We start from the raw sequence: 24,721 nt of genomic DNA on the forward strand, positions 1-24,721 counted from the left end.
CATCATTAAGTTATGATTTATTTCCAACGACTCATACGCAGAGCATTGAAAACTACAGACAATGAACTAAATGCCATTGCTGCCCCACTCACCCAAGGCGCAAGTAAACCAGAAGCAGCGATCGGAATACCCAGTAAATTGTATCCAAGTGCCCAACCAAAGTTTTGTCGAATATTTAATACAGTATCTTTTCCAATATGAATCAAATCCACAATTCTTTGGATATCTCCATTTACAAGCACCACATCAGCAGTGTTAATGGCAACATCAGAGCCGGTTCCCATTGCAATGCCTACATCCGCAGAAGCAAGCGCTGGTGCGTCATTAATTCCATCACCAACCATTGCCGAATGTATTTTCTCAGTTTTGAGTCGAAGGATGATTTTTGCCTTTTCTTCAGGCAAAAGCCCTGAATATAAAGAAGAAATCCCAACTAAACGTGCTACCTTTTCGGCGGAAGCCTGATTATCACCTGTTAGGAGGACCGGTTCCACACCAATGGATATTAAGTTTTTGACTGCATCCTTAGCCTCATTTCGCAGTTTATCCTCAATTCGAAATACCACCATTCCTTCAATCTCACCTCGTATGCCTACAAAAACCAAACTAGAACCATCTTCTGTCCAAGGTTGAATTGTTTTCTGTATGGATTCTGGTAAAACAAAACCATTATCTTCCACAAACGAACGTTTGCCTGCGAAGTAATAATTTTTGTTTTGTTCCGATACAATTCCGCCACCTGGGAAGGTTTTAGTCGAAATCAGATCAGAATCTGTTTGAGTTAATTTTCTTTCTTTTCCAAAAAGAACAATTGCTTTAGCCAAAGGATGGTCTGAAGTTTCTTCCATCCTAACAATGTCTTTTAGGACAGAATCAATGTTGTTAGAATCAAAAAAAGAATGTGTAAACTCTGTTACCTTAGGTTTTCCTTCTGTCAATGTTCCTGTTTTATCAAAGGCAATCCAATTGATTTTAGAAACAGATTCCAATGCCTCCGCACTGCGAAAAAGCATACCCCTTTTCGCAGCCCTTCCAGTACCAACAAGTAATGAGATGGGCGTAGCAAGACCCAAAGCACAAGGGCAAGCAATCACAAGAATGGCAATACTTGTTTCAATAGCCGAAGTAATGACACCTGGATTAATGAGAAGATACCATACAAAAAAATCAACAATGCTGATAGCAATCACAACGGGAACAAAATATGCAGAAATTTGATCGGCAATCCTTTGGATTGGTGCTTTGGTTCCTAGAGACTCTTCCACAGATCGAATGATATGCGAAAGAGTAGTATCATTCCCTACTTTATTAGCTTTCACAACTAATGATCCACTTCCGTTCACAGTTCCACTAAGAATTTTATCACCCACGTTTTTTTCCACAGGCAAACTCTCACCAGTTAACATAGATTCATCGGCAAAACTAATTCCTTCGAAAACAAAACCATCCATAGGGAAACGCTCACCCGCTTTTACTAAAACTAAGTCTCCCGGTTTTAAGTATTCATTGGGAACTTCTGTCCAAACACCATTGGATTGAACAGTAGCAACTTCTGGACGAAGTTTTAGTAGGGCATTAATCCCATCACTACTTTTCCCTTTGGCATAATGTTCGATCCACTTCCCACCCAGAATAAAAGTGATAAGGACAACGGAGGTTTCGAAATAAAGATCTTTTCCAAACACGCTGTATCCAAAGGCGGCACTGGTACCAATGACAACTAAAACATCCATATTTGCTGATCCATTTCGTAATGCACGATACGCTGACTGATAAAATGGAAATCCAATTAAAAACTGAACGGGAAAGGCAATGGCCATTTGAACAAAACGATCCATCAGAATATGTGGCATTGGCATAAAATTAAGGAAACTAAAATGTGTTACCATGCCATAAAACAATGGTAAGGACAAAAAAGCAGAAAGAAGGAAACGAACTTTTAAATTGCGGATTTGTTCCTTTTGTTTTTTTTCCGTTTCTGACTGTTTGTTTGGGTCGTGTTCGATTGCCGAATACCCAAGAGACTCGACTTTGTTTATAAGGGAATCAAGTGTTACAGAATCTGAACTCCGTAAAAAAACCGATTCACGAGCAAAATTGACTCGAACATCTGATACACCTTCCATTTTAGAAAGGCCCTTCTCAATCCGAAGGGCACAATTGGCGCAGGTCATACCAAAAAGATCTAACGTTCGTTCTGTGGTGTTATTTGACGTTTCCAAGGGTATATCCATCCTCACTCAAACGGTCCCGCAGTTTATTTAACTCTGCATCCGTTAGAATTTCTTTCACAGTTACCGATTTGTCATCGAGGTTAGCCGTTGCTTCCGTACCAAATTCAGCAAATACTTTCTCTACCGTTTTTTTGCAATGTCCGCAAGTCATTCCTTCTACTTCATAATTAACCATGATGATGCTCCTTCTTAGGTTCTTTAGATTCAAAAAGGGGAAGTTTGTATTTAACTTCTGCCCCCTTTTGATAATTCCAGACGGGAGAAAGAATCAGATCTCCTTCTTCCATCGAACTTCCTTTGGGAATTTCACAATAAAAATGATCCGGATGAGTTGAACATTTCAAAGGGAATTCCTTACCATTTGATACTACCTTACCACGCAACTCCGAATTTTTGGAAGTAGGATTTTCAAAATTGATATCAAGTAAATATATTTTAAATCCTTTATTTTGGTAAGGAAGCACCTCCGTGTGAAAAGCCCCAGGCATCCCTATCAGACCACCATGAGGCCCTGGTTTGTGTTCCCCGTGAGCATTCATTTGCTGCGAACTCAAAAACATTGCAAAAATAGCTAGTTTTAGTAAATTTTTGATTGGTTTCATGGTAACTCCTTTGTTAACCTATAACCAGTCTAAACCTTCCAATCGTTGGAAGGTCAATAGGCGAAATATTTTTTTTTAGCTTTTTTTTATAAAAAAAGGAGAGGATAAAATGAATATTGGAGAACTTTCTAAAGAATCAGGAGTCAGCACAAAACTCATTCGACATTATGAAGGAATAGGTTTGATTCCAGAAGCAGGTAGGACAGAAAACGGATACAGGTCTTACACGAATGAAGATATTCATTATTTAAGATTTATAAAAAGATCAAGAGAACTTGGTTTTCCATTAGATGATATAAAAAGTTTACTTGGACTTTGGAAAAATAAATCACGAAGCAGCAAACAAGTCAAACTTCTAGCTGAAAAACACTTAAATGAATTAGATTTAAAACTAAAACAGTTAAAAGATATGTCTGATACTTTGAAAAACCTTATTAAACATTGCCACGGAGACCATAGACCCGATTGCCCTATTTTAAAAAGATTAGAAGAAAATGAATGAGCTTATAAACTTTGTTTTAAAGTGTTAGCAATCATACGATGGGCCGATTCATTCAAATGGATATCTCCTGACTGCAATAAATCAGTCCGAAAACGCATTGACTCCCTTAAGTCAATTAGGGGAATTCTCTCTTCTTTAGAAATGATTTTTAAATCAGTTATGAATTCTGAATCAGAATCTAACCACCGAGAATCCATAACAAAGCCAATCTCTTTATAAATTTGAAACATTTTTGGATCGTATTCGATTTCCAAGGGAATATAAACCATCACTAATTCTTTTTTGTCCGATAGGATATTGCCGTTAAACTGTCGTAAAATGCGATGCCAACGATTAAAGTTAGTGGCAGCATACGACTTAGTATCCAAAGAACCACGTAAGTAGTCCGGACTAAGATTAAATAATCCTTTTAAAGTAACAAAGTTTTCCTTATTTATTTGAGAGTTTGGAGAAACTTGATTATTTAACTTGGCGATTTTTCCTAATTCGACTTCCATCCTCTTTTGGATAGATTCAAAATATTTATTCTTCAAGTGAATCCGAGTTTGTTCAGGAAACAAAAAAGAGAGAGCCCGAAAGTACCAATATTGTCTTTTTACAAAGTGTAAATAATCAGGGGTATCGCCTGTTTCAAATATATCATTTCCATAGACAAAAAGATATACCCTATCAAAAGAAATATGAGTTCGAATCGTTCGATACAATGAAAGTTCATTCTCAAGTGTAAATCCTGGAATTCCCAGATTGATCCAAGAACACTTCGTTTCTCGGTTTAATATTTCGGGAAAAGTATCTTTCCAAAAAATACCAGAACCAAAAACCTGTGAATCACCTAACAGCAAGTACTTGCATTGAGAGTTTTTGTTCCAGTTGCCTATGCGAGTCCCAAATTCCCCCATTTTCCCGATTTCCTTTTCTCCCAAACGAAAAAAGGGAATTTCTCTGTTTTTAGGAAAATGATAATGCCCATAAGGAGATTCAAAATATAAACTTACGAAATCGAAAAAACGACAAACAAATAAAAGTCCCACCAAAATACCAAAGAACAGAATTACTTTGCGGAATTTTGATGTAGGAAAGAGGGATACATCATTTACTTTTTTCATTGCATAAGGTAGGAAACTAAAAACACTGTACCCTGTTTTCGATTCGATATGATACATTCCAAAAAAGCAATTGGTTTCTTCTTTAGTTTTGCAATTTTGGTATTCGTTTTTTTTGCTTCCACTGCCAAAGGAATCGAACCCTTTGCCGATTTTGCCCTTTTGGAATGGCAATCGAAATTAGCAGCTAAAGGGCTTTTTCATTTGCCCTATAATCATCAGATTCAGGATCCAAGTTATTCTTTTTTTCCGCTACCAGACCTTTTTTTCCAACTAACAAAAGGATTTGCATATTCTACTTTTCCAAACCTTTATCCAATCCTAATTTCTCCGATTCTGAAATTTTTTGGTTTATCTGGGATTATAACATTACAGAGTATTTTATTTTTTATTGCTATTTACACCTTCCATCAAATAGAAAAAAATTCTAAGACTACCTTACTTTTGTTATTTGGGTCAACCTTACCAATTTATATTTTTTTAATCCATGAAACAGTTTTTATTTTTACCTTAGAAATTTTTGCTCTGTATCTATATCACAAAAAACTAAAAAATTTTTCTGGAATCATTTCAGCGATTATTATTTGGATTAGACCTGAAATGAGTTTTGTGATGATTCTGATTCCATTTTGTTTCGAAAAACAGAGCCTTCCGATTTCCTTTTATTTATCTATGTTCTCCGGTTTCTGCATGTTTGCCCTCGGTAATTTATATTGGACCGGTTCTTTTCTCCCGTTCCGTCTATTAAAAAATTCAGACATTGAATTACGCCCAGAGAATATTGTTTATCTTAGTAAGATTTGGATTCTACAGGTTCCTATCTTTACCATTTCTTGTTTATTTTTTTTAAAGTCCTTAATATCCAAAATAAATCTATTATCAATATTTCTTTTACTCTTTATAACAATTGTTATGATTTTATTGGCACCTAATTCGGGTGGCCACAACACACCTCGTTATCTATTCGGTCTTGTTCCGCTTTATGTTTTGCTTATTGGCAATAAGAAAGAAAATGGAGCACCGTACATTTCGTTTGGGTGGATCTTTCTCATCGCCTTGATTGCCTTTTACACAGTTTGGAATCTAAACTTTCAAATCAAAGAGCTAAAAAAAATATCCAAATTCCAATCAAATACCTTAAATGAAATTCGCAAAATAAAGGATTCTGTCCTTATATTCAGTAACCCAGATTTTGCATTTGTTTCCTTACCTCTACTCGAAGAAAAAAAAGACCTACTCCTCTTAAGAAAAAATTTCAATCAAAAAGAAATGGCAGACCTACTGTTTAAGGAAAATATAAGAACATTTACTTTTTTAGAACTTCCACCTTCTCCCATTGTATTACCTGACAATTTACCTATATCCAATTGTTTAAAAGAATGTACTTTTCGACGCAGGGAAACTCACATTTTAGAAGGGGCACTTCTACCCATCTCCAAAACCTTATACCAAAGAAATTAACCAAGAAATATATTGACTAAAAAATTTTCTCCTTGGTTTTTTGAACCTATTGGAATGAATTCGGTATATGAACTCAAAACAATGTCCCAACTGCGGGAGCACAAATATTTACCAAGAATCGGTAACCATTTATCGTTGCGGTGATTGTTTTGATAAATTGCCGACTGGTGTTATGGTCAATTCCCCGCCTACAAAAGTCTTTGGAACCTCCAAACAAAATTCGAAAGCTGACTCTTTAAAAAAATGGAAAACCCTCATTACAGGAACAGCATTTGCCTGGCTCTTGTTAGGTTCTTTTGTTTTTACTTACTTTCAAAATATAAAACCTGTCCAAACAACATTAGAAGAAGAAGCAACATCTATTTCACTAGATCCTAATTTAGATTCCGTTGAAATCGTTCCAGAAGGCGAATTTCAATATACGTCAGCAATACCAGATGTCATTGGAAATGTTTACATAGTAGGAAAATTTACAAATCAAAGCGGACAATCACTTCTAATGCCAAAGTTTACCGTTTCATTATTCAATAATGGAAATATAAACATCAAAACAAGTTTTGGTTATGCTGAAAAAAATTTAGTTAATGACGGAGAGTCCGTTAGTTTTCAAGTTTTAGTAGAAGAAGCACCAAGTTATGATCATTTTGAAATCCAAGTAACGGCGACTACGATTCCCAAGGAAACAGAGAAACCAGAACTTACATTAAAAAAGTTGGACTTTAAACGTAACCAACATAAAGAAATTGTACTGGCAGGAAAAATTCAAAACAAAAGTAATTCCATAACAAATTTTACTCGGATCAATTGTTTATTAATCAACAAAGAAGAGAAAACGATAGATTATGGAACGGTAAGTCTACAAAAAGAAGATTTCCTACCAAAAGAGGTTCAAAATTTCGAAATGATTTTTTCTAGAGCAAAACAAATCCCTGACTCATATTACTGCGAGACTGACGCAATTATAAAAGAGAATACAAACCCATAAAAAGGTTCTGTATTTTCATAAAAAAAATAATTAATACGATATGGAGGCTTTCTATTTAGTCCAAATGTTTGTGTAAAACTTTATAAAAGTTATCGATTGATTTCTCTAAATTATGAGAGCGCCAATAAGGATTTGCTTCTAGACTATCTTGAACTGTCTTTACAACACTACGTGTAAAACTTGTTCGATCAATTTTAGATCCGCTTTCCAATTTCTCAAAACTAGTATTACGTTGAGATAATTCTTTTTTTATCGCAGAGGAAATAACGACAACTGCCTCTTCGACCGTTAGGCGGTGTTCCATAACCAGGAGTTCTGCGGCTTCTTTGATTAATCTTAATTGTCGATCACTGACTGACATAAAATCTAAAACCAACACATCATAAAAGAACGCGAAAAACAACCCAGAAACAGGAACTAAAAATGGAAAAATTCTTTCAAAATATCCGATCCATTAAAAATAGATTTAAACCTTGGCTACTGTAATCGAAATCAAGAACAACGATCTTTCCTTTGATGGCCTCACTGCTTTTCGGGAGAGAATTATGTCCAACATCAACAATGCCAAGGAAGACATTGTTTTGGATTTTACGGACATCTCCATGTCCCTAGACAGTGCCACTATCGGAGAATTGATGAAGTTTCACTCTGCAATGGAATCTCAGAATTTACAGCTACAAATCCAAGGGGTCAACAAACTCATCAGAACAGTCTTTCGTTTGAACAAACTCGACACCATCTTGCATTTAATTGATTAACCTATACGTATGAGTACGTATGGATTTCCTAAACAGTTCTAACTCAATATTGAAATAGCCATTCTCGTTCGTCTCATTTTAGATGAAGCGTATCTCGTTTGTATTCCTTCTTCTCCTGTCAACCACATGCACTCATAAAAAACCTGACTCTCTCCTTTGGCTTATCCCACTTTTAGGAAGTGGAAATAACATATCAGAGCCCACTCCAGAAGGTCCAATCAATCCTCCGGATTCTCTCCTTCCAACTTTCATTCAAATCACCATCCTAAAGCCCGAATCAGTAGATACCTACTGCCCCATGTATGGTGGGCTTTTTATCCAGTTCACACAAGGTGCAGAAAAAACCTGCAGCCCTATTGATTGGAATCCAAGTTGTATCAATATCGGGATCAATGGAAATGGAACCCAAACCATTTTAGATCCCCGTACTTATATAGGGATTGATTTTTCAACTAACATAGAGGTAGACCCAAGTTTTTTTCCTAAAGACAAAAGATCTAATTTATTTTGTTTTTCAAGACCGATTCCCCAAGACACAAATCATATAAAAATGTATAGTTTCCAAAATCAATCAAAGAACATATCATTAAACAATTGTTACAATGATATGAATGACAATATATGTATTGATAAGATTCCACTTTTAGGAAGTGTAGAATTTAAAATGCCAAAGGAATTCCCTATTCTGATCTCTGATGGGAATGGTCATGCTGGATCACATACATTAGAATTAAACTATGTAACGGAAGAAAATTTTTATACCACTTGTACTTATGTTGGTAACGAACATAAAAGTGTCGAAGGTTTTACAAAGAATGCATATATTTCTGGTGATCCAGATGCAAAAGGAAGAAATGGATATTGTATTCAATGTGAGTTTAACTATTGTAATTCAATTGATCCGATCAATGGAATTGTAGTTGAATCTACACCAGTAAACCAATTTAACATCCCTGTCGGAGAAATTGTTCTAGCCAAATCAGAGATAACGTTATCTGTAATTAAAGGACAAGGCCCTTATAAACACACAGTTCAATGGACTATTGAAAATTTTCGCCAGCTTGTTAGTTCAAATCAAATGGCAATTTTACCTGCCAACAGTATCTTACTTTTTTGGTTTTTGATTCCTTCACTCATTATGATATTTTATTTTTACAATAAAAAGTGGAAACATTGGCTACGGAAAAACTAATTAGTATGGAAACGATAAGTTAAACTGAACACTTTGTCCAGGAATTACTTTCACGTTTCCTTTTAATTGTTGGACTAGTAAATTCATTAGTTTAATACCAAATCCCAGATTCATATTTTCCAGTGAGTAAGAATCTGGAAGGGGTTCTCCGTCATCACTGTATAAAAATTGAATCTGTTGATCCTCTTTTTCTATTTTGATTCTGATTTGACCAACATCTTTATTTAAAAAAGAATGTTTCACTGAATTACATATAAGTTCATTCAAAATAATTCCTAAATTATTGGCGATATCAGGTTTCACAATCAGAGAACTATCCAAAATAAAATCGAATTTAATATCTTTAGGATAAGTCGAAAGGATTTGACGAACCAGGTTAGGAATGTATTCTTTTAGATCAATTTCATTAGGATTTTGCGATCGATACAATCGATCATATAGGGCCATCATACTTCGCAATCGGCCGGCAGCCTCATCAAATTGTTCCTTCAAATGGGAGTCTGAAGAAAAACTTGCCTGCATCTTTAACAAACTAAAAACTGAAAAGAGATTATTTTTAATTCGATGATGAACTTCTTGCAATAGAAGTTCTTTCTCTCTTAATAATTGTTTCACTTTTTCTTCTGATTCGATGGTTCTGGTAATCAAAGTGTGCAAAGCGACAAAACGATTAATATTCCCATCAATGGAACGTAAGGGAACAATCGTAGCATTTACCCAATAGATTGAACCATCCTTAGCTCGATTCCTAATTTCGCCTTTCCAAACAAAACCATTTTGAATCATATTATACATACGTTCAAAAAATTCAGAAGAATGAAACCCTGAATTCAACAAACGGTGGTTATTCCCAATTAATTCATCTCGAGAGTACATCGAGATTTCACAAAACCGATCATTCGCGTAAGTTATATCTCCTTCCCGATTAGTAATCGTAATGACTGCATGTTCATCAAAAGCAAATTTTAATTGCGAAAATTCGAATTGGGACATTTTTAATTCAAAAAAACTTTGGTAATGAAGATTAGATGTTAATTGAATTTTCGGATTAGATTTCGAATGCAACTTAAACTCTGATCCGAGATCTTCTGTGATGTCTCTTGCGATCACAACAATTCTTTTTTTACCATCCGAAGTAGTTGTAAGTTTACCTCTACATTCGAAGGTTAAAAAATTCCCATTTTTATGAGCGATCCTCCAGATACCTTTAGTTTCTGATCCAGGAATTTGCAATTTCGATATTTTTGTACGCAGTTCATGTCGATCATCCGGATGAAAAAAATCGTCTACCGAATGACCTAGTATTTCATCTTGCTCATAACCTAATCTATCCTTATGATAGACATTAGCGTAACTAATCTTCTCTAAATCGTCTATTTCGCAAATTAAATCAGGAACATTCGAAAGTAAGTCGATATAATTTGTTTGGAGCATAATTTTAAATTTTGTTTACCGGTAAGGAGAATTGAAAAGCAACTTTGGTTATGGGATTTTCACTCCATTCAGAATGGTCAATCACATTATGAACAGAAAGTTTTCCTTCATGTTTTTTAAAACAACTGTCTACATAACTAAGTCCTAAACCAAAATCTAAAGTTCCATATTCATCAAAAACATTTTTCGATAATCTATAAAATGGTTCAAATATCAAATTTTCATATTGCAATGGAACTCCGTAAGTACCATCTGCATTGACAACTGGTTGATTATAAACGACACATTTAAACCAATCATGTTCTACATTGGTTACGATTGTTATTTTAGAATTAGCTTCCGAAAACTTACAGGCATTAATAATAATTTCTTTAAAAGCGTTCTGCATGGTAAAAAGATTATAAGAAATTTTAAATTTTGTGTGATTTGGCTTCGGGTCGCTAATTAATATTTGTTGTCCTTTTAAATCTAATAGAGGTTTTATCTCTTGAAGCCAAGCCCATAACTGCTCATAAAACTTCTCGCAAGTGATTTCTTCAAACTGCATCGGGTTAGAAACAATTAAATCAATATCTGCAAACATTTTTAAAGCTTTTTCAGCCATCTCCGTATTGAGTTGGATGAGCTCCATTAAGTCTGATTCAATTTTATAATGGTTACCTTCTTTCACCGTAGTGTCTGAAACTAATTTTAAGAGAGTCACAAGAGCCCCAAAACCAGCACCTTGACAAAAACTATTTTTCAAACTTTCAAATAAATTTTGGTTCAGACGATTGAATTCACCCACACCAGCCATCTTCTCTTTCCACTGAACCCATTCCAGATGGCCTTCCAATCGAAGCTGACGTTCCCTTTTTGTGATCGTTTCAATACGTTTCATTTCATAATATTCAAACGCACGTTTTAACTTAATGGAAAGCTCTTGTTCTTCTAATGGTTTTACCAGATAATCATAAATCCCCAATTTCATAACGTTAACAATCAACTTAGGATCAGTATGAGAAGTTAACATAAAAATCACTGGTTCAATTTCATCTGATTTTAATTCCTGAATTAATTCTGCACCATTCAAACCAGGCATTTCGTAATCGGTGATGATAACGGGAAATGGATTCTCTAAATAATATTCTAAAGCCTGTTTTCCATCGTTTGCTAGTGTTACTTTATAACCCATATCGGACAAACTGTCCTTTAGAAATGTTGCAGAAACCAATTCATCTTCAGCCAATAACACTCTTTTTTCTTTCACTTATATTTCCGGATCCCTCATTGAAACCATCTTACATTGCATGATTAAATAAATCATTCTTTGGTCAACAGATACGAACGAAATTGAGAGTTAATGAGAAAAATTAATAAATTTCCTAGGATTCAGAAAATAGAATTATTCTAAATTTGAGCGAATCGTTTCCGTCGGAAATATTTTATAATCTCTGAGTAAACTACCATAACTATTGTTCCATGAAATGCGAAAACATATACATGCATAGGAATCGGAGCAAAATAGTATATAGAACTTAGGTTAGTATAAAAGAAAATCGAACAAAGAAACAAAGAAAATCCGATTCCGATCCAAATGATTTTATTGGAAAACAAATCCATCTGAAAAACAGATTCGGTTCTTGAACGTTTGCAAAGTACGTTTGCTATTTGTACAGTGATCGTTGGGAAAAAAAATGCGGTTAACGATTGAAGATACATTGGACTTGCATGAGCCATATTTAATCCCTCAGGAGAAAGTGGCATCACACCATCACACTCTGTATATACAAAGTAAAAATAAGTAGTTAAACAAGAGAAAAACAAAATCATTCCTTCTACAAAGTAAGATCGTAAAATAAATCGAATAGAAATTAATTTTTCATTCCGATTCCTTGGTGGTCGGAACATAATCCCCTTTTCAGGTGGTTCGGCTCCTAAACCCATCGCTGGAATTAAATCAGTGCCGACATCGACCGCAAGAACACCCATAACAGTCATAAGCAAAGGAAAACCTGGTATCAATGCCCAAAGTAAAAAAGGAATTAGCTCTTGTGGATTTGAGTTCAAAACGTACGCAGAAAATTTTCTAATATTATCAAAAACTCCTCTTCCTTCCTCAATTGCATCAACGATAGTCGCAAAATCATCGTCGACAATAATCATCCTAGCCGCTTCTTTAGCAACTTCTGTCCCCCGTTTTCCCATTGCAATTCCAATGTCCGCTTTTTTCAATGCGGGACCATCGTTGACTCCATCCCCAGTAACAGCAACTATTTCACCTAACTTCTGCAGCATGGTAACTATTCGTAGTTTTTGCGATGGAGATACCCTTGCAAAAATAGGTTCCCCTTTTCTGATCCATTCCTTGAGAGAGGCGTCATTCATTTTATCTAATTCGACTCCAGTGATGACAACAGGACTTTCTCCTCCAATACCTATGGACCGTCCAACAGATTCAGCCGTAAGCGGATGATCGCCGGTAATCATTAAAATTCGAATCCCTGCCGTGTGGCATTTTGCAATTGCTTCAGGAACTTTGGGACGAACAGGATCAGCAAGACAACAATGACCTAAGTAAACCATCTTGGATTCAATTGAATCTTGACTCCAAGATGAATTTTCCTCGTTTACGAGTTTATATGCAAAAGAAAGAACGCGGTAACCTTGGCTTGCAGAATGGTCAGATGCCTTCTTAAGATTCAATCGTTTAGTTTCATCCAACAAAACTACTGAACCATTCTCATAAACATGTGTACAAATTGAAAGAATTTCTACTGGACCACCCTTTGCATAAGCAGTGGTAAAGTTATTCGATTTTACTACAACGCTCATTCGTTTTCTTACTGATTCAAATGCATTCGTATAAATTCGTTGTCCCTTTCTATCGTTTAACTTACTTTGTGATAAATACAACAAAGCAAGTTCGGTAGGATCACCGAAAGGAGTTGGATCTAAACTTGCGTTATTACAATAGTAACCGCAACTTAGAAAAGCTTGGTTACCTTCTTTTTTTTCTAATTCTTGAGGTGTAAATGATGAAGAATCGAAATAAACTTCAATCACACGCATTTGATTTTGTGTTAATGTACCCGTTTTATCCGAACAAATAACAGTAGTACATCCCAATGTTTCGACGCTGGAAAGATCTTTTAAGATTGCATTCCTTTTGGCCATCCGTGAAACACCTAACGCCAAAGAAAGTGTTACTGTTGGCAATAAACCTTCTGGAACATTCGCGACAAAAATTCCGATAAAGAAAATGAAAGCTTGTACAAAACTGAGTCCTGCAACCAAATATCCCAGAACAAGAAAAACAATACCAACCACAAAGGCAAATAACGAAATAGAAATAACTGTTTGTCTCAATTGTTTTTGCAATGGACTTTCTTCTCGTTTGATTTTGGAAGTGATCCCAGCAATTTGACCAATTTCTGTTGATTGGCCTGTACCAAAAACAATGGCTTTCGATTTTCCTTTTATTAAAGAACTGCCCGCAAAAAGGATATTTGGCATTTCCAACCAAAGAAACTTTCCTTCTAAAACGATTTCACTATCTGACTTATAACGCCTTGCAGATGTAGACTCTCCCGTTAAAGAAGAATTATCAACTTCAACGTCCTCTGATTCTATAATTCTACAATCGGCAGGAACAATATCGCCTTCTGAAAGGACGATCAAATCACCGGGAACAATTTCATCTGCAGGAACTGTTGTTGTAATCCCATCGCGAATCACAGGACATTCCTGAGCGAGTAACTTACGTAATGCCTCCACTGCATGATCTGATTTAGATTCTTGAAAAAAAGAAAAAATACCATTGATGATAACTACAATAAAGATAGCGATCCCCAATTCTGGCATATCTACGCCGGGTACAAAACATAGAGCAATAGCAACCCATAACAAAACAGCGAATAAACTAAAAAAACTTCGAAACAATTTCCAAATAACTGGAGTAGACTTTTCTTTTTCAATTGCGTTTTTGCCAAAAGTTTTTAAGCGAATCTTTGCTTCAGATTGATTTAAACCATTTAGTAAATCTGTTTGTAATTCGAATGCAATCTGGGACTGGTTTAGATTTTTATAACTTGGTTTCATGTCCGATTCACCACGTTGCACCACAGAAAGAACTTTTGATTCAGAATCACATTTTAACAATTCATCAAAAATTTGAGGGAGTAATGAAGAAAGACCATGTAACAGTCGCAAATGCAAGGAAGGTTGTGTTTCTGGAATGATTTGGAATACAACCAATTGAACAAATCGTTCCCCCATAAGAATCCCTTGAGGAATCAAAAACAAAAAAACTTCGGGAGTTTTAATATGTAAGGAGCGAAAATGCGGAATTAAAATATGAGGTCCAAGGTCTCCGAATAAACTGTCTGGGAAGGACTGTATACGATTTTGTAAATCCTCCTTAAATGGTCCTTCATCCATTTTCCGTAACAACTCAAAACTTACATCCTCCCATTTTTTTGCTTTAGGAAGAATATGAATTGAGTTTACGTTTAAATATTCAAGGAGCATACTCCAATCAAACAACGAACAAAAGGAGATTCTATCAAAATATAAATTTCTTTCCGAAAAAAATCACAACGAAACTTAAGTTGTCTCCAGATCTTACTGAAAGATATCTCTGGGTGCTTTCGGGTATCGCGATTGGATACCTTCCCACCAAACATCTGTACTAAATGCAGCAGATTCCGAAATTTGCCATTTCCCGTTTGTTTTTTTGAATAAAGCTTCGACATGGCAACAATCATAGGCCATTTCTTCAGACAAAGAAATTTCTTTCCCGTCCTTTCTCTGGGCCGTTCCGCGAAACCAAGCATAATCTCCAGAAACTTTAAAATGTTCTACTACAAATATGAATTCTAGTTTAAACTCATTTGATAGTTTTGTTCGTAAAAGATCTAAAAGATAGCTACGTTCCTTTTCATTCGAACTTGTTTTCGTTTTGTAATTTAATACGGGAGTCTCTGCAAAAACTCCTAACCCAAAAACTAGAATCATTCCAACAATAAACAGCCGGCTTTTAAAACGCATCTTATTCTACCTAACCTTTGCATTTTGAATCATTTTGAAAAATAACGATGGGTATAACATCTGCAAAGCCAGTCCGAATTTTTCTTTGATACCAGCAATCACAACTTCTCTTTGTTTATTTGCAATCGCATGTAAAATCCTATGCGCACACAGTTGAACTGGCAAACCTGCTGCAATCACAGAATCCATAGTTCCTGTTGAGGAACCGTCTCCCTTCAATGCATTTTTAGAAATATTAGTTTGGATAAAACCTGGGTAAACCATTGTTACGAAAATTCCAGACTTTTCTTCTTCCGACCGTAATGAATGAAAAAAGCCAACTAACGCGAATTTGGAGGCAGAATAAGCAGATCGAAGTGGACTGCCAATTTTTCCTGCAACACTAGAAATTACGGCGAAATATACTTCCTTTTTGCCTAAAATTTCTGGAATCATAGCTCGAGTCATTTCTGCGGCACCATAAAAATTCGTATTCATGATTTTTTCTAGTGTCACTAAATCGGTTTCTTTTGTTAAGGAACGTTGGCTGATTCCGCCATTATGAATGACTACCTTGGGAATTCCATACTTCTGCAAACAACGTTTAGCAAAATCTCCAGCAGATTTGTAATCTTCTAAATCTAATTTCTCTACCGCATAACGCCCTTTTTCTAAGTGAAGTTCTTTAACAATCGCTTCTAAATCTTTTACTTTCCGGGATGCAAGTAAAACTTTTGCATTTTGTTTATAAGCTTGTATGACTAGTTCTTTTCCAATCCCTGAAGATGCTCCCGTAATCCAAACCCATTCGTCTTTATAAAATTGATTCATACGGCACACCTTTATCCTTTGTTCCCTTTTGCTATGGTTTCGTCCGAATACAAAATTCCCACAACTTGTTTTTCAATCGAAAAGGTATTTAAGAGATAAGAGAAATTTGGAATAGAAGATCCAAAAAACCGAGTCCCGAGGATCGAAACCGCATAGGACTCAGTAAAAACGAGGCAGGAAATTTTATAGAACTAAAATTTTATTACTTATATTCCAGACTCGGTGACTCGAAAACTGGGACATTCTATTCGGTAAGTAGATTTTTTCCCATCCGATCCAAGATATATTCCTTCATGTACCAAACGGTATTCGCCAGGTTTTGTGTCCAAAGGAGTTTCCCAAATTAGATCCAGGCTTTCTTCAGCTCTAGCCCAAATGCCTCGTTTTTGATATAAAAATTTTGTATCAAAGTCAGCATCAGAACGAATCGGTTTCCAAGTAGAGTTCTCGAGTATTTCTACACCTAAATAAGATGGAACTTTCGGATAACCTACGTTAGGATTTGCTGCAGCCACTCGACAAGACACTACCTCTCCTTTTTCATATAACTCAGAATTTGGTTGGATCACCAAATGCGGTTTGTTTGAAACAACATCCGCGAATGGTATTTTTAAAGGATGAATACGATCCGATAAATCCAAAGGCATAACAGTTGGTGCTTTTGTTTGGGTTCCATCTTTCAATTCTAGAGACATTTTATGAAATTCTTGCCTTAAAGCATTCAAACTCTGAGGTCCGTGTAAGGTATGGCCACCTTCATAATTTTGAGTAGAATATTCCTCAGGCGTAGTAATGTATCCGGAAAAATCATTCGTTAAACCTGATAAAACAATTTCTGAAGTTTTATCTTTTAAAACAGATCTAACTTCATTTTTAAGTCGTCTACTGGACATTGTTGTGACTTCATGAGGTAAAACCAAAATAGTTAAATCACCTAACATCGCCAATCCGTAAGGAAGAATTTGAGGTAAACTAGGAATTGGTTTTGTTTCACCCATTGGAAATAAAACAGCTTTTGGGTTTTGGCATTCCCTCAGTTCATCTGATGGAGATTGTAACATAAATTTGGCGATCCAATCGATATAAAACCTACGATTTTGATTCGTCATCCCTTCGTGAAATAACCAATGTCCTCCGCCTTCTTCTGTAGATCCCGCAGCAAACGAATACCCATAAGCAGATGGGCAAGTAGTTTCAACCTTCCCTGTTCCAGAAAATTCACTGCTTACAGGATGATTACTCATATCAATGAATCGCTGTGTGAACGAAATTCCACCTGACAAACGCTTGCCTTCTGATTTTAATATTTCTTGGCTTGCGACAAACTGTCTTTTACCAATAATAAAGCTACTCTCGTAAATATCTTTTCCTGGACCTGTATTGTTTAGATTCAGATTCGGAGAAACATCTCCCTCGTTTGCCTGAGCAAAAATAGCAACATATTCGTTTAATCCTTGTTTTTTGGCCTCTGCCTCAGCAAGTAATGATGCAATTCCTTTATTGTCGGAAGAGATAAGTCGATTGTCAAAAGTAATATTCGTTGGATGAACTCCATACCAATTGACAAAACCGATAGGAACACCAAATACAGATACGCTGAGTTGTAACATTTCACGATCAATATTATCAGAATATGATTTTCTTTCAGTTTCAGGATTAGCAAGGTAAGCAGAAAGACTTCTATTGACACCCGCTTCCTTTACCATTGCTTTTCCCAATGTTAACTCAGCTGGTTTCATTTTTTGATAAGCATCTTTTATCGACTCAAAAATTCCATCTCTTATAACTGCATAAGATTCTGAATAGAACTCTTTTGAATAAAACGAAACTTCGGAGTAGTGAAAATGTCCAGCGGGACCACTATGTGTATGTGATGCATTGATTAGAACATTACCATAGTTAAACCCTGAATCTAATTCTGTTTGCAATCTTTTGACAACATCTCTTTGGATTTCAAAAGGGATTCCTCCCACTTCCGCCGTAACATAAGCTAAAAGTTTTTTGGTACCTATGTCACGAATCACAAGAGAACGGGCAAACTGCCTTGTATGAATCCCAAGTCCCGTTTGGTCCTCTCTAGCATAACCCCAGAACATAACACCCACAGACGGACCAGTGATGTCTTTTTTTGCCATAGCAGCAAGATACACCGGTTTCTCTTCCGACAGGAGTGGAAGAGAAAAACAAAAAAGAACGACGAAAGAAATTCGAAACTTCATCTTTCAAACTCTAAAGAGCTTCCTTTTCCTTGTCAATCCCGAACAATTGTCGACTAATTTCTGATATCAATCTCAGGGAAAGTTACGTTTTTCCGGGCTGATTTTAAAATTTGTCTAAAAAAGGCAAAAAGTTTTACCGGTGGTTCGGTTCCAAAATGCCTCTGAAGAAAGGAAGGACGAAACAAGGAAACCTAAAGAAATTGGAAAATACTGAACTATAAGGAAGTGGCTGTGTTTTCTTTACTCCAAACAAAACTAGGACGATTTCGTATTCTGGCTTTTTTAGAAGGTCTTTCTTTTCTCACGATTCTTTTTGTTACCATGCCTCTCAAATACATATATAAAAACCCGGAACCAAACAAAATTGTGGGACTCATTCATGGTTTATTATTCCTTTTGTATTTAGTAGAATTGTTTCAAGTCAAAGTAGAGTTAGAATGGAAAACGAAAAAAACTTTGTTAGCGGCGCTCGCATCCGTTGTTCCCTTCGGAACTTTTATTGCAGAAAAATATCTTTATTTAAAATCCGATTCCGAAAGTTCAAAAGAATCCTAAGCTTTTTTCAAAATACAAAAGTATTTTTTTTCCTATGTAGCTTTAGTTTTTTTGCGAATCTAAACGCAGCACCAAAGAAAGAAAGTCCAAAACCAAATTTGGTAAAACCTACTACGTCTTCTCTATCTAACATTGAGAAGACCGAGCCAATACCTAAAGACCAATACCAAATCCGTTTGATTATGGAAAACGACGCATTTGGAGGTTTTTCGGATCAATATTATACAAATGGATCACGTTTGGAATTTAACAAATCTGCAGGAGAAACCAATCCTACCCGAAGAATTTTAAGTTATTGGAATGATTTATTTTTCACGCCATCAAAAACGACCAAATATCTTCAAGGATTTGCACTTGGCCAAGAATTTTATACACCAACTAATATAGAAAAAGCGGATGTATCTTATGGAGACAGACCTTATGCTAGCCGAGCATATTTTAGTAATTCATTAACAACTGCTACGGAAGATACAAGTATTACTACGGAACTAGAAGTTGGAATGATCGGACCTTCTGTCGGTGGGAAATCGGCACAAATGAATTTTCACAACTTTATTGGCTCACCTACCCCACAAGGTTGGGACACACAAATTCCAAATTCTTATTCTGGTGCACTTCGTACGGATGTAAGAAAGTTTCATCATCGATTTTTTGGAACCCAGTATAATTTGAACTTAGGAAATATTCAAGCCGATGCATCTTTTGGTCTTATCTTTCGATTTGGTAACGTAGACAAAACACCGGGGCCAGGAAGTTCTGCATTACAACCAGGTCCTCCTATCCTTCATGAAGATGGCAAAGGTTATTGGTATTTCTATGTGAACCCAGGTGGAACTTTTCAATTTTATAATGCAACTATCCAAGGTTTGATGGGATCAGACAAATCCTATAAAACACAAAATAGAAGTACTGCCTTTAGCAATTGGGATAATTACTTAAATAATCCAACACGAGAAGCAGGTGAAAGAGAGATTCAATACAGAGCTTTAGCAGAAGATAATGGAAAAAATTCCTTACAAAGATATATTTTGTTTAATGAATTCTTAGTAAAAGGGACGAATAACCCTTATAATATTGGGCTTAACTATCTATTATTTAATAATATTTTTAACGGAGCCGAGGACATCGAGAAATCGACACGTTTATTCCTTTTAAATAATTTAGCAGAACAATGGGATCAAATGCCAGATAACGCTCGTGCTTTGGCAATATATTCTATTTTTCGCCCTGAAGGCGGAAAGTTACCGCCACAAATACGACTTTATTCTTACGAAGTGTTATCTCAATTTATCTTGGACCCAAAACAAAGAGAAATATTATTACAACTATTACGCGATGAAATTGAATTCAGAGATGAAAAAACGTATGTTGCCGATTTGAAACGAGCTGTTGGTTTTATCAAGGCAGGATTTGTATCCGTATCCAATACGGGCTTTCTAGCAGGCATTCATTATAACTATCAAACGATCGACTTCCAATCGGGCAAGGGATTACCACAGCAACACCAGTGGTTAGGTTTCCAATTAGGGAAAGTCTTTTAAAGAATGTAATTAGATCCGCTATCAAAGAAAATAGAGCGAGAGTATAAATTTTTGTCGCCAGCCAACCTATCCTTCTCCGACACTATGCGATGATGAACACTCATAATTTAAGCGGCCGCCTTTGGTCAGTATTAATTCTTTTTGGACTTGTTGGGCAAATTGCTTGGTCTGTCGAGAATATGTATTTTAACTTATTCATATACAACACAATCGCTAAAAGCACTTCTTCTGTAACTTTGATGGTCCAACTGAGTGGAATCGTTGCCACTTTTACTACCCTTATCGCAGGCATTCTAACCGACAAAGCAGGGAACCGAAGGTATTTCATTTCTATTGGTTACTTACTTTGGGGTCTACTTACTTTGTCATTCGCTTTTATCTCCAAAGAAAATACGGCTAACTGGTTTCAATTAACCGATAGTGGCCAAATTGTCAGCCTCACTATAGCTATAGTCATTACTCTTGATTGTATTATGACTGCATTCGGATCAACCGCAAATGATGCAGCTTTTAATGCATTCGTAACAGATAACACAGAAAATGCGAGAAGCCTTGCAGAAGGTGTATTATCCGCAATGCCTCTTGTCGCGATGCTGATAGTGGCCGGTGGATTTGGTATGATTGTGAATGCTCTAGGATATCCGGGGCTATTTGTTGCCGTTGGAACCATGATGTCTGTATCTGGAATCATTGGTATTTGGCTTATCAAAGACAACCCAAACCTGAAAAAACAAAACACAAACTTTATTTCAGACATAAGTTACGGATTCAAATTTAGCGTCATGTTAGAAAACAAAAAACTATATTTGTATTTTTTTGCTATGGGGATATATGGAATTGCCAGTCAAGTTTATATGCCTTATCTCATTATTTATATGCAAGAATATCTAAAGTTTGATGCCATTCAATATTCGATTGTACTGGCTGGAGTGATACTAGGAGCTAGTATCATTACAATATTCCTAGGCAAACAGTTTGATGGAAAAAACAAAGACAAGTTATTAATTTATTTTTCGTTACTATACATAATTGGAATGTTATCTCTGTATATAATGTCAAAAACAATCGACATAAATCTCAAAACAAAAGTTATGTGGATCACAGGATTCACAAGTTTGATTTTAATTACAGGTTTCGTACAAGTATTGGCATTAATTAGTGCGCAAATTCGTGACAATACTCCCACAGAAAACACAGGAAAACTCCAGGGAATCCGAATGATTTTTTTTGTATTAATTCCTATGTATATTGGTCCCATGATCGGTGAAACCATCAACGAAAGAACAAACCTTACATACATTGATCCAGTCAACGGTGCTACGGCACATGTTCCTGCACCTGAGATTTTTTTAGTTGGTGCTTTATTTTGTTTACTGATATTTTTCCCTCTTTCCTTTTTATTCCGAGGTAAACAAGCTTAATGAAAACCATTTCACATACAGAATACCCACGACCACAGTTAGAACGTGATAGTTATATAAATCTAAACGGTGAATGGAATTTAACTCATTTAAAACCAGATTTAGATTCTAAAGAAGAATTTAAAATCATTGTTCCATTTTCACCTGAATCAAAAGCCAGTGGCCTAGGGCATTTTATTCTTCAGCCGAAAGAACAATTAGTTTACGATCGCGAATTTGACCTAACAGCTGATTTTATCAAAGATATCACCTTACTTCATTTTGGTGCTGTTGATTACTCATGCATTTGTTCCATTAATGGCAAAGAGGTAGGCTCTCACAAAGGAGGTTTTTTACCTTTTACGTTTGATATTTCCCAATATCTAAAAATCGGGAAAAATGAAATTAAATTAACAGTGACAGATCCCACTGATGCGGGAACCCAATCAAGAGGCAAACAAAAACTAAAACGTGGTGGAATTTGGTACACTCCGCAATCAGGTATTTGGCAAACCGTATGGCTTGAAAGTGTTTCTAAAGATTTTGTAAAAGACATAAAAATAACGCCAGACATCGACTCAAAGTCTGTGGAAATATTGGTAACTACAGAAAGTCCCAAAATAACCATACAGGTATTAGATGGTAAAACCGTAATTGCAGAATCAAACGAAAAAAATGCGAATATCAATTTACCTAACATGGAACTTTGGTCGCCAGAACATCCAAAACTTTACGGAATACTTATCAAAACGCATGGTGATACAATAAAATCCTATTTTGGAATGCGGAAATTTTCCATCGGATTTGATGGCAAATTCAAAAGGTTATTCTTAAACAACAAACCTTATTTCCATAATGGCTTACTCGACCAAGGTTATTGGTCAGAAGGACTTCTCACTCCACCAAACGACGATGCAATGGAAAAAGAAATCAAACTAATGAAAGATATGGGTTTTAATATGTTACGCAAACATATTAAAATAGAACCATTACGTTGGTATTACCATTGTGACAGATTAGGAATGTTAGTATGGCAAGATTTTGTCTGTGGTGGTGGTGCCTATGAAACTTGGAAAGTTGCTTATTTGCCTTTTATTGGCTGGAAAACAAAGGACACTAAATATAAATTTTTAAATAGAACGGATGAAGCAGGTAGAAATGAATTTATTTCAGAGATGGATAGAACCGTTGCTTTATTAAAAAATACTGTCAGTTTATCCGTTTGGGTTTTATTTAATGAAGGTTGGGGACAATTTGATAGCATCCAACTCACCGAAAAGTTAAGAAATCTAGACAATACAAGGACCATCGATAGTGTCAGTGGTTGGTATGACCAAGGCCCCAATAGTAGTGACCTAAAAAGTCTACACCTTTATTACCAAAAACTAAAAGTGCCCAAACACGAAAGTCGAGTTATCGTATTATCTGAGTTTGGTGGATATTCGCTAAAAACCGAAGGTCATGTCTTTGATGAGAAAAAACTGTTTGGTTACAAAATTCTTCCAGACAAACAAAGTTTAGAAAATGAATACCGAAACCTATTCGAAAAGGAACTTTTACCCCTGTTAGAGAAAGGGCTTAGCGCTTCCATTTACACACAAGTCAGCGACGTGGAAGAAGAAATCAACGGCCTAGTCACCTATGACCGCAAAGTGATAAAGTTTGATATCGAATTTATGCGGGAACTAAATTCTAAACTAGTGTATAAATAAGAGTATCAAATGGAATTTATATCCAGTCATCCATTGTTCATTTTTTCTTTCCTAGTTACGGTACTTTTTCTTTTTTATTATTTTCATGAAGTTGTAGAAACTCCTGTTCTTAGATTTAGTGAATCTGATTTTTTATTAAGAGTGATTGAGAGAACACCTCATTTAACAAAAAAATATTATCCAACATTTTGGTGTTTCAACCAACACCTTATGTTACTTTTACTAATGTTACGTGAATATAGAACAAAACCTTACCTTTATGATCAATTAGAACAATTGAAAATGAAAGACGGAGGAATTACTGGTCTTGCCTGGTCAGGAACAGACGAACTAACAACTCAAAGTGATTCACCGATTGTTGTAGTATTCCATACAATTAGCGGTGACGAACAGGATGTTAAATCGACTGTCAAATATTTAAGGGAACGTTATGCATGGATAGTTGTTGTATGCATTCGAAGGGGACATGGAGATCTTCCACTCACTAAACCTAAAGTAAACACAATGGGTTCCACCTCAGACCTTAAGGAACAATTAGCTTATATTCAAAAAAAATTCCCAAAGAGAAAAATGTTTGGAGTTGGTATCTCAGCAGGATCAGGACTACTCGCCAGATACTTAGGAGAGGCTGGAGTCCAAAGTAAATTTGCAGCTGCGGTAGCCGTTTCACCAGCCTATGATATAGAAAAAGCCTTTCACCGTGTTCATCCAGTTTATAGTAAAATTATGGGCCAGAGAATGATTAATTATTTTTTAAAGAATCATTATGAGAGCCTTTCTAAATTGAAGGGGGTTGATGAACTTTTTAAAATTAAAACCATCGGAGAATTCCAAGACAAACTACACACTATTTCTGGATTCAAAGACCGAGAAAATTATTATTATCATTCCAATCCAGTGTTAGTCGCAAATAATATCAAAACACCTCTTCTTGTTTTAAATTCCGCGGATGATCCTATCTGTGTAAATCAAAATGTATTGGAAAATCTTCATTGGTTAGAAACTCTTCCCAACACTATTCATGTTCACACTAAACGAGGTAGTCATATTGCATACTTTGAAGGTATAAAGGCGAATTCATGGTCTGACAAAGTGATCGGAGAATATTTTGCGGCAGTTCAAAAAGAAAATTTACCAAAACAAAAACTTTCGCCAAATCCAAAAAAGAAAAAGAAGCGAATGTAG

General features: G+C 35.7%; 21 protein-coding genes. 10 read left to right on the forward strand and 11 right to left on the reverse strand.

Going from position 1 to position 24,721, the window contains the following annotated elements; all coding sequences use genetic code 11:
- Positions 1-17: 17 nt before the first annotated feature.
- From ND811_RS12700 to ND811_RS12710, 3 genes are read right to left on the reverse strand one after another with little or no spacing between them, the layout of a single operon-like run.
- A complete protein-coding gene (locus tag ND811_RS12700) occupies positions 18-2,222 on the reverse strand; it encodes a heavy metal translocating P-type ATPase (RefSeq protein ID WP_265352268.1) in 2,205 nt (734 codons plus the stop codon).
- A complete protein-coding gene (locus ND811_RS12705; RefSeq protein WP_265352267.1) occupies positions 2,206-2,409 on the reverse strand; it encodes a heavy-metal-associated domain-containing protein in 204 nt (67 codons plus the stop codon). Before ND811_RS12705 ends, ND811_RS12700 begins: the two co-directional genes overlap by 17 nt.
- On the reverse strand, positions 2,402-2,836 hold the full coding sequence (locus tag ND811_RS12710) for a hypothetical protein (protein ID WP_265352266.1): 435 nt from the start codon (positions 2,834-2,836) through the stop codon (positions 2,402-2,404). Before ND811_RS12710 ends, ND811_RS12705 begins: the two co-directional genes overlap by 8 nt.
- Positions 2,837-2,945: 109 nt before the next feature.
- Here ND811_RS12710 and cueR point away from each other — a divergent pair, with 109 nt between their 5' ends.
- Entirely contained in the window at positions 2,946-3,338 is a 393-nt protein-coding gene (gene cueR, locus ND811_RS12715) for a Cu(I)-responsive transcriptional regulator (RefSeq protein WP_265352265.1), read from the forward strand.
- 2 nt (positions 3,339-3,340) lie between these two features.
- Here the strand turns inward: cueR and ND811_RS12720 are convergent, their stop codons facing one another.
- Positions 3,341-4,501, reverse strand: coding sequence for an SGNH/GDSL hydrolase family protein (locus ND811_RS12720; protein ID WP_265352264.1), 1,161 nt, complete (start codon positions 4,499-4,501; stop codon positions 3,341-3,343).
- Here ND811_RS12720 and ND811_RS12725 point away from each other — a divergent pair.
- Together ND811_RS12725 and ND811_RS12730 are read left to right on the forward strand one after the other, a co-directional pair.
- Positions 4,493-5,902, forward strand: a complete 1,410-nt coding sequence (locus ND811_RS12725; RefSeq protein ID WP_265352263.1) for a hypothetical protein — start codon at positions 4,493-4,495, stop codon at positions 5,900-5,902. The genes ND811_RS12720 and ND811_RS12725 overlap by 9 nt on opposite strands.
- Before the next feature lie 67 nt (positions 5,903-5,969).
- Positions 5,970-6,887 carry a hypothetical protein gene (locus ND811_RS12730; protein ID WP_265352262.1) on the forward strand — a complete coding sequence of 306 codons (918 nt, stop codon included), beginning with the start codon at positions 5,970-5,972 and terminating at the stop codon, positions 6,885-6,887.
- A 55-nt stretch (positions 6,888-6,942) separates the two neighbouring features.
- Here ND811_RS12730 and ND811_RS12735 read toward each other — a convergent pair whose 3' ends face one another.
- On the reverse strand, positions 6,943-7,248 hold the full coding sequence (locus ND811_RS12735; RefSeq protein ID WP_265352261.1) for a hypothetical protein: 306 nt from the start codon (positions 7,246-7,248) through the stop codon (positions 6,943-6,945).
- A 184-nt stretch (positions 7,249-7,432) separates the two neighbouring features.
- Between ND811_RS12735 and ND811_RS12740 the strand changes: the two genes are divergently transcribed.
- Positions 7,433-7,645 (forward strand): STAS domain-containing protein, encoded by a 213-nt coding sequence (locus ND811_RS12740; protein ID WP_265352260.1) that lies wholly within the window; start codon positions 7,433-7,435, stop codon positions 7,643-7,645.
- Between the two features lie 82 nt (positions 7,646-7,727).
- On the forward strand, positions 7,728-8,837 hold the full coding sequence (locus tag ND811_RS12745; protein WP_265352259.1) for a hypothetical protein: 1,110 nt from the start codon (positions 7,728-7,730) through the stop codon (positions 8,835-8,837).
- On the opposite strand, the gene ND811_RS12750 is transcribed toward ND811_RS12745, so the two are convergent.
- The 6 genes from ND811_RS12750 to ND811_RS12775 form a co-directional block, all read right to left on the reverse strand.
- Positions 8,838-10,271, reverse strand: a complete 1,434-nt coding sequence (locus ND811_RS12750) for a PAS domain-containing sensor histidine kinase (protein WP_265352258.1) — start codon at positions 10,269-10,271, stop codon at positions 8,838-8,840.
- A 4-nt stretch (positions 10,272-10,275) separates the two neighbouring features.
- The gene (locus ND811_RS12755) at positions 10,276-11,520 is read right to left on the reverse strand and encodes a hybrid sensor histidine kinase/response regulator (RefSeq protein WP_265352257.1); all 1,245 of its coding nucleotides are present in this window, start codon (positions 11,518-11,520) and stop codon (positions 10,276-10,278) included.
- 140 nt (positions 11,521-11,660) lie between these two features.
- A complete protein-coding gene (locus ND811_RS12760; protein ID WP_265352256.1) occupies positions 11,661-14,780 on the reverse strand; it encodes an HAD-IC family P-type ATPase in 3,120 nt (1,039 codons plus the stop codon).
- 93 nt (positions 14,781-14,873) lie between these two features.
- Complete coding sequence (locus ND811_RS12765; RefSeq protein ID WP_265352255.1) at positions 14,874-15,299, reverse strand: hypothetical protein; 426 nt, start codon at positions 15,297-15,299, stop codon at positions 14,874-14,876.
- Between the two features lie 6 nt (positions 15,300-15,305).
- Entirely contained in the window at positions 15,306-16,109 is an 804-nt protein-coding gene (locus tag ND811_RS12770; protein WP_265352254.1) for an SDR family NAD(P)-dependent oxidoreductase, read from the reverse strand.
- 206 nt (positions 16,110-16,315) lie between these two features.
- Positions 16,316-18,328, reverse strand: coding sequence for a neutral/alkaline non-lysosomal ceramidase N-terminal domain-containing protein (locus ND811_RS12775; protein ID WP_265352253.1), 2,013 nt, complete (start codon positions 18,326-18,328; stop codon positions 16,316-16,318).
- 231 nt (positions 18,329-18,559) lie between these two features.
- Between ND811_RS12775 and ND811_RS12780 the strand changes: the two genes are divergently transcribed.
- The 5 genes from ND811_RS12780 to ND811_RS12800 all read left to right on the forward strand — a co-directional run bounded on the left by ND811_RS12780 (position 18,560) and on the right by ND811_RS12800 (position 24,721).
- Positions 18,560-18,883 carry a DUF3817 domain-containing protein gene (locus ND811_RS12780; protein WP_265352252.1) on the forward strand — a complete coding sequence of 108 codons (324 nt, stop codon included), beginning with the start codon at positions 18,560-18,562 and terminating at the stop codon, positions 18,881-18,883.
- A 98-nt stretch (positions 18,884-18,981) separates the two neighbouring features.
- Positions 18,982-20,424 carry a lipid A deacylase LpxR family protein gene (locus tag ND811_RS12785; RefSeq protein ID WP_265352251.1) on the forward strand — a complete coding sequence of 481 codons (1,443 nt, stop codon included), beginning with the start codon at positions 18,982-18,984 and terminating at the stop codon, positions 20,422-20,424.
- 92 nt (positions 20,425-20,516) lie between these two features.
- Positions 20,517-21,845 (forward strand): MFS transporter, encoded by a 1,329-nt coding sequence (locus ND811_RS12790; RefSeq protein WP_265352447.1) that lies wholly within the window; start codon positions 20,517-20,519, stop codon positions 21,843-21,845.
- Positions 21,845-23,536: a glycoside hydrolase family 2 protein gene (locus ND811_RS12795; protein WP_265352250.1), complete on the forward strand. Its 1,692-nt coding sequence runs from the start codon at positions 21,845-21,847 to the stop codon at positions 23,534-23,536. Before ND811_RS12790 ends, ND811_RS12795 begins: the two co-directional genes overlap by 1 nt.
- A gap of 9 nt (positions 23,537-23,545) precedes the next feature.
- Entirely contained in the window at positions 23,546-24,721 is a 1,176-nt protein-coding gene (locus ND811_RS12800; protein ID WP_265352249.1) for a YheT family hydrolase, read from the forward strand.

It is taken from the genome of Leptospira soteropolitanensis (assembly GCF_026151655.1).
Classification (GTDB): domain Bacteria; phylum Spirochaetota; class Leptospiria; order Leptospirales; family Leptospiraceae; genus Leptospira_A; species Leptospira_A soteropolitanensis.

What these genes read in the sequence shown, in the direction of transcription:
- ND811_RS12705 (WP_265352267.1), bottom strand. Translation starts at nt 2,409, where the DNA reads ATGGTTAATTATGAAGTAGAAGGAATGACTTGCGGACATTGCAAAAAA.
- ND811_RS12710 (WP_265352266.1), bottom strand. Translation starts at nt 2,836, where the DNA reads ATGAAACCAATCAAAAATTTACTAAAACTAGCTATTTTTGCAATGTTT.
- cueR (WP_265352265.1), top strand. Translation starts at nt 2,946, where the DNA reads ATGAATATTGGAGAACTTTCTAAAGAATCAGGAGTCAGCACAAAACTC.
- ND811_RS12725 (WP_265352263.1), top strand. Translation starts at nt 4,493, where the DNA reads ATGATACATTCCAAAAAAGCAATTGGTTTCTTCTTTAGTTTTGCAATT.
- ND811_RS12720 (WP_265352264.1), bottom strand. Translation starts at nt 4,501, where the DNA reads ATGTATCATATCGAATCGAAAACAGGGTACAGTGTTTTTAGTTTCCTA.
- ND811_RS12730 (WP_265352262.1), top strand. Translation starts at nt 5,970, where the DNA reads ATGAACTCAAAACAATGTCCCAACTGCGGGAGCACAAATATTTACCAA.
- ND811_RS12735 (WP_265352261.1), bottom strand. Translation starts at nt 7,248, where the DNA reads ATGTCAGTCAGTGATCGACAATTAAGATTAATCAAAGAAGCCGCAGAA.
- ND811_RS12740 (WP_265352260.1), top strand. Translation starts at nt 7,433, where the DNA reads ATGTCCAACATCAACAATGCCAAGGAAGACATTGTTTTGGATTTTACG.
- ND811_RS12745 (WP_265352259.1), top strand. Translation starts at nt 7,728, where the DNA reads ATGAAGCGTATCTCGTTTGTATTCCTTCTTCTCCTGTCAACCACATGC.
- ND811_RS12750 (WP_265352258.1), bottom strand. Translation starts at nt 10,271, where the DNA reads ATGCTCCAAACAAATTATATCGACTTACTTTCGAATGTTCCTGATTTA.
- ND811_RS12760 (WP_265352256.1), bottom strand. Translation starts at nt 14,780, where the DNA reads ATGCTCCTTGAATATTTAAACGTAAACTCAATTCATATTCTTCCTAAA.
- ND811_RS12765 (WP_265352255.1), bottom strand. Translation starts at nt 15,299, where the DNA reads ATGCGTTTTAAAAGCCGGCTGTTTATTGTTGGAATGATTCTAGTTTTT.
- ND811_RS12770 (WP_265352254.1), bottom strand. Translation starts at nt 16,109, where the DNA reads ATGAATCAATTTTATAAAGACGAATGGGTTTGGATTACGGGAGCATCT.
- ND811_RS12775 (WP_265352253.1), bottom strand. Translation starts at nt 18,328, where the DNA reads ATGAAGTTTCGAATTTCTTTCGTCGTTCTTTTTTGTTTTTCTCTTCCA.
- ND811_RS12790 (WP_265352447.1), top strand. Translation starts at nt 20,517, where the DNA reads ATGAACACTCATAATTTAAGCGGCCGCCTTTGGTCAGTATTAATTCTT.
- ND811_RS12795 (WP_265352250.1), top strand. Translation starts at nt 21,845, where the DNA reads ATGAAAACCATTTCACATACAGAATACCCACGACCACAGTTAGAACGT.
- ND811_RS12800 (WP_265352249.1), top strand. Translation starts at nt 23,546, where the DNA reads ATGGAATTTATATCCAGTCATCCATTGTTCATTTTTTCTTTCCTAGTT.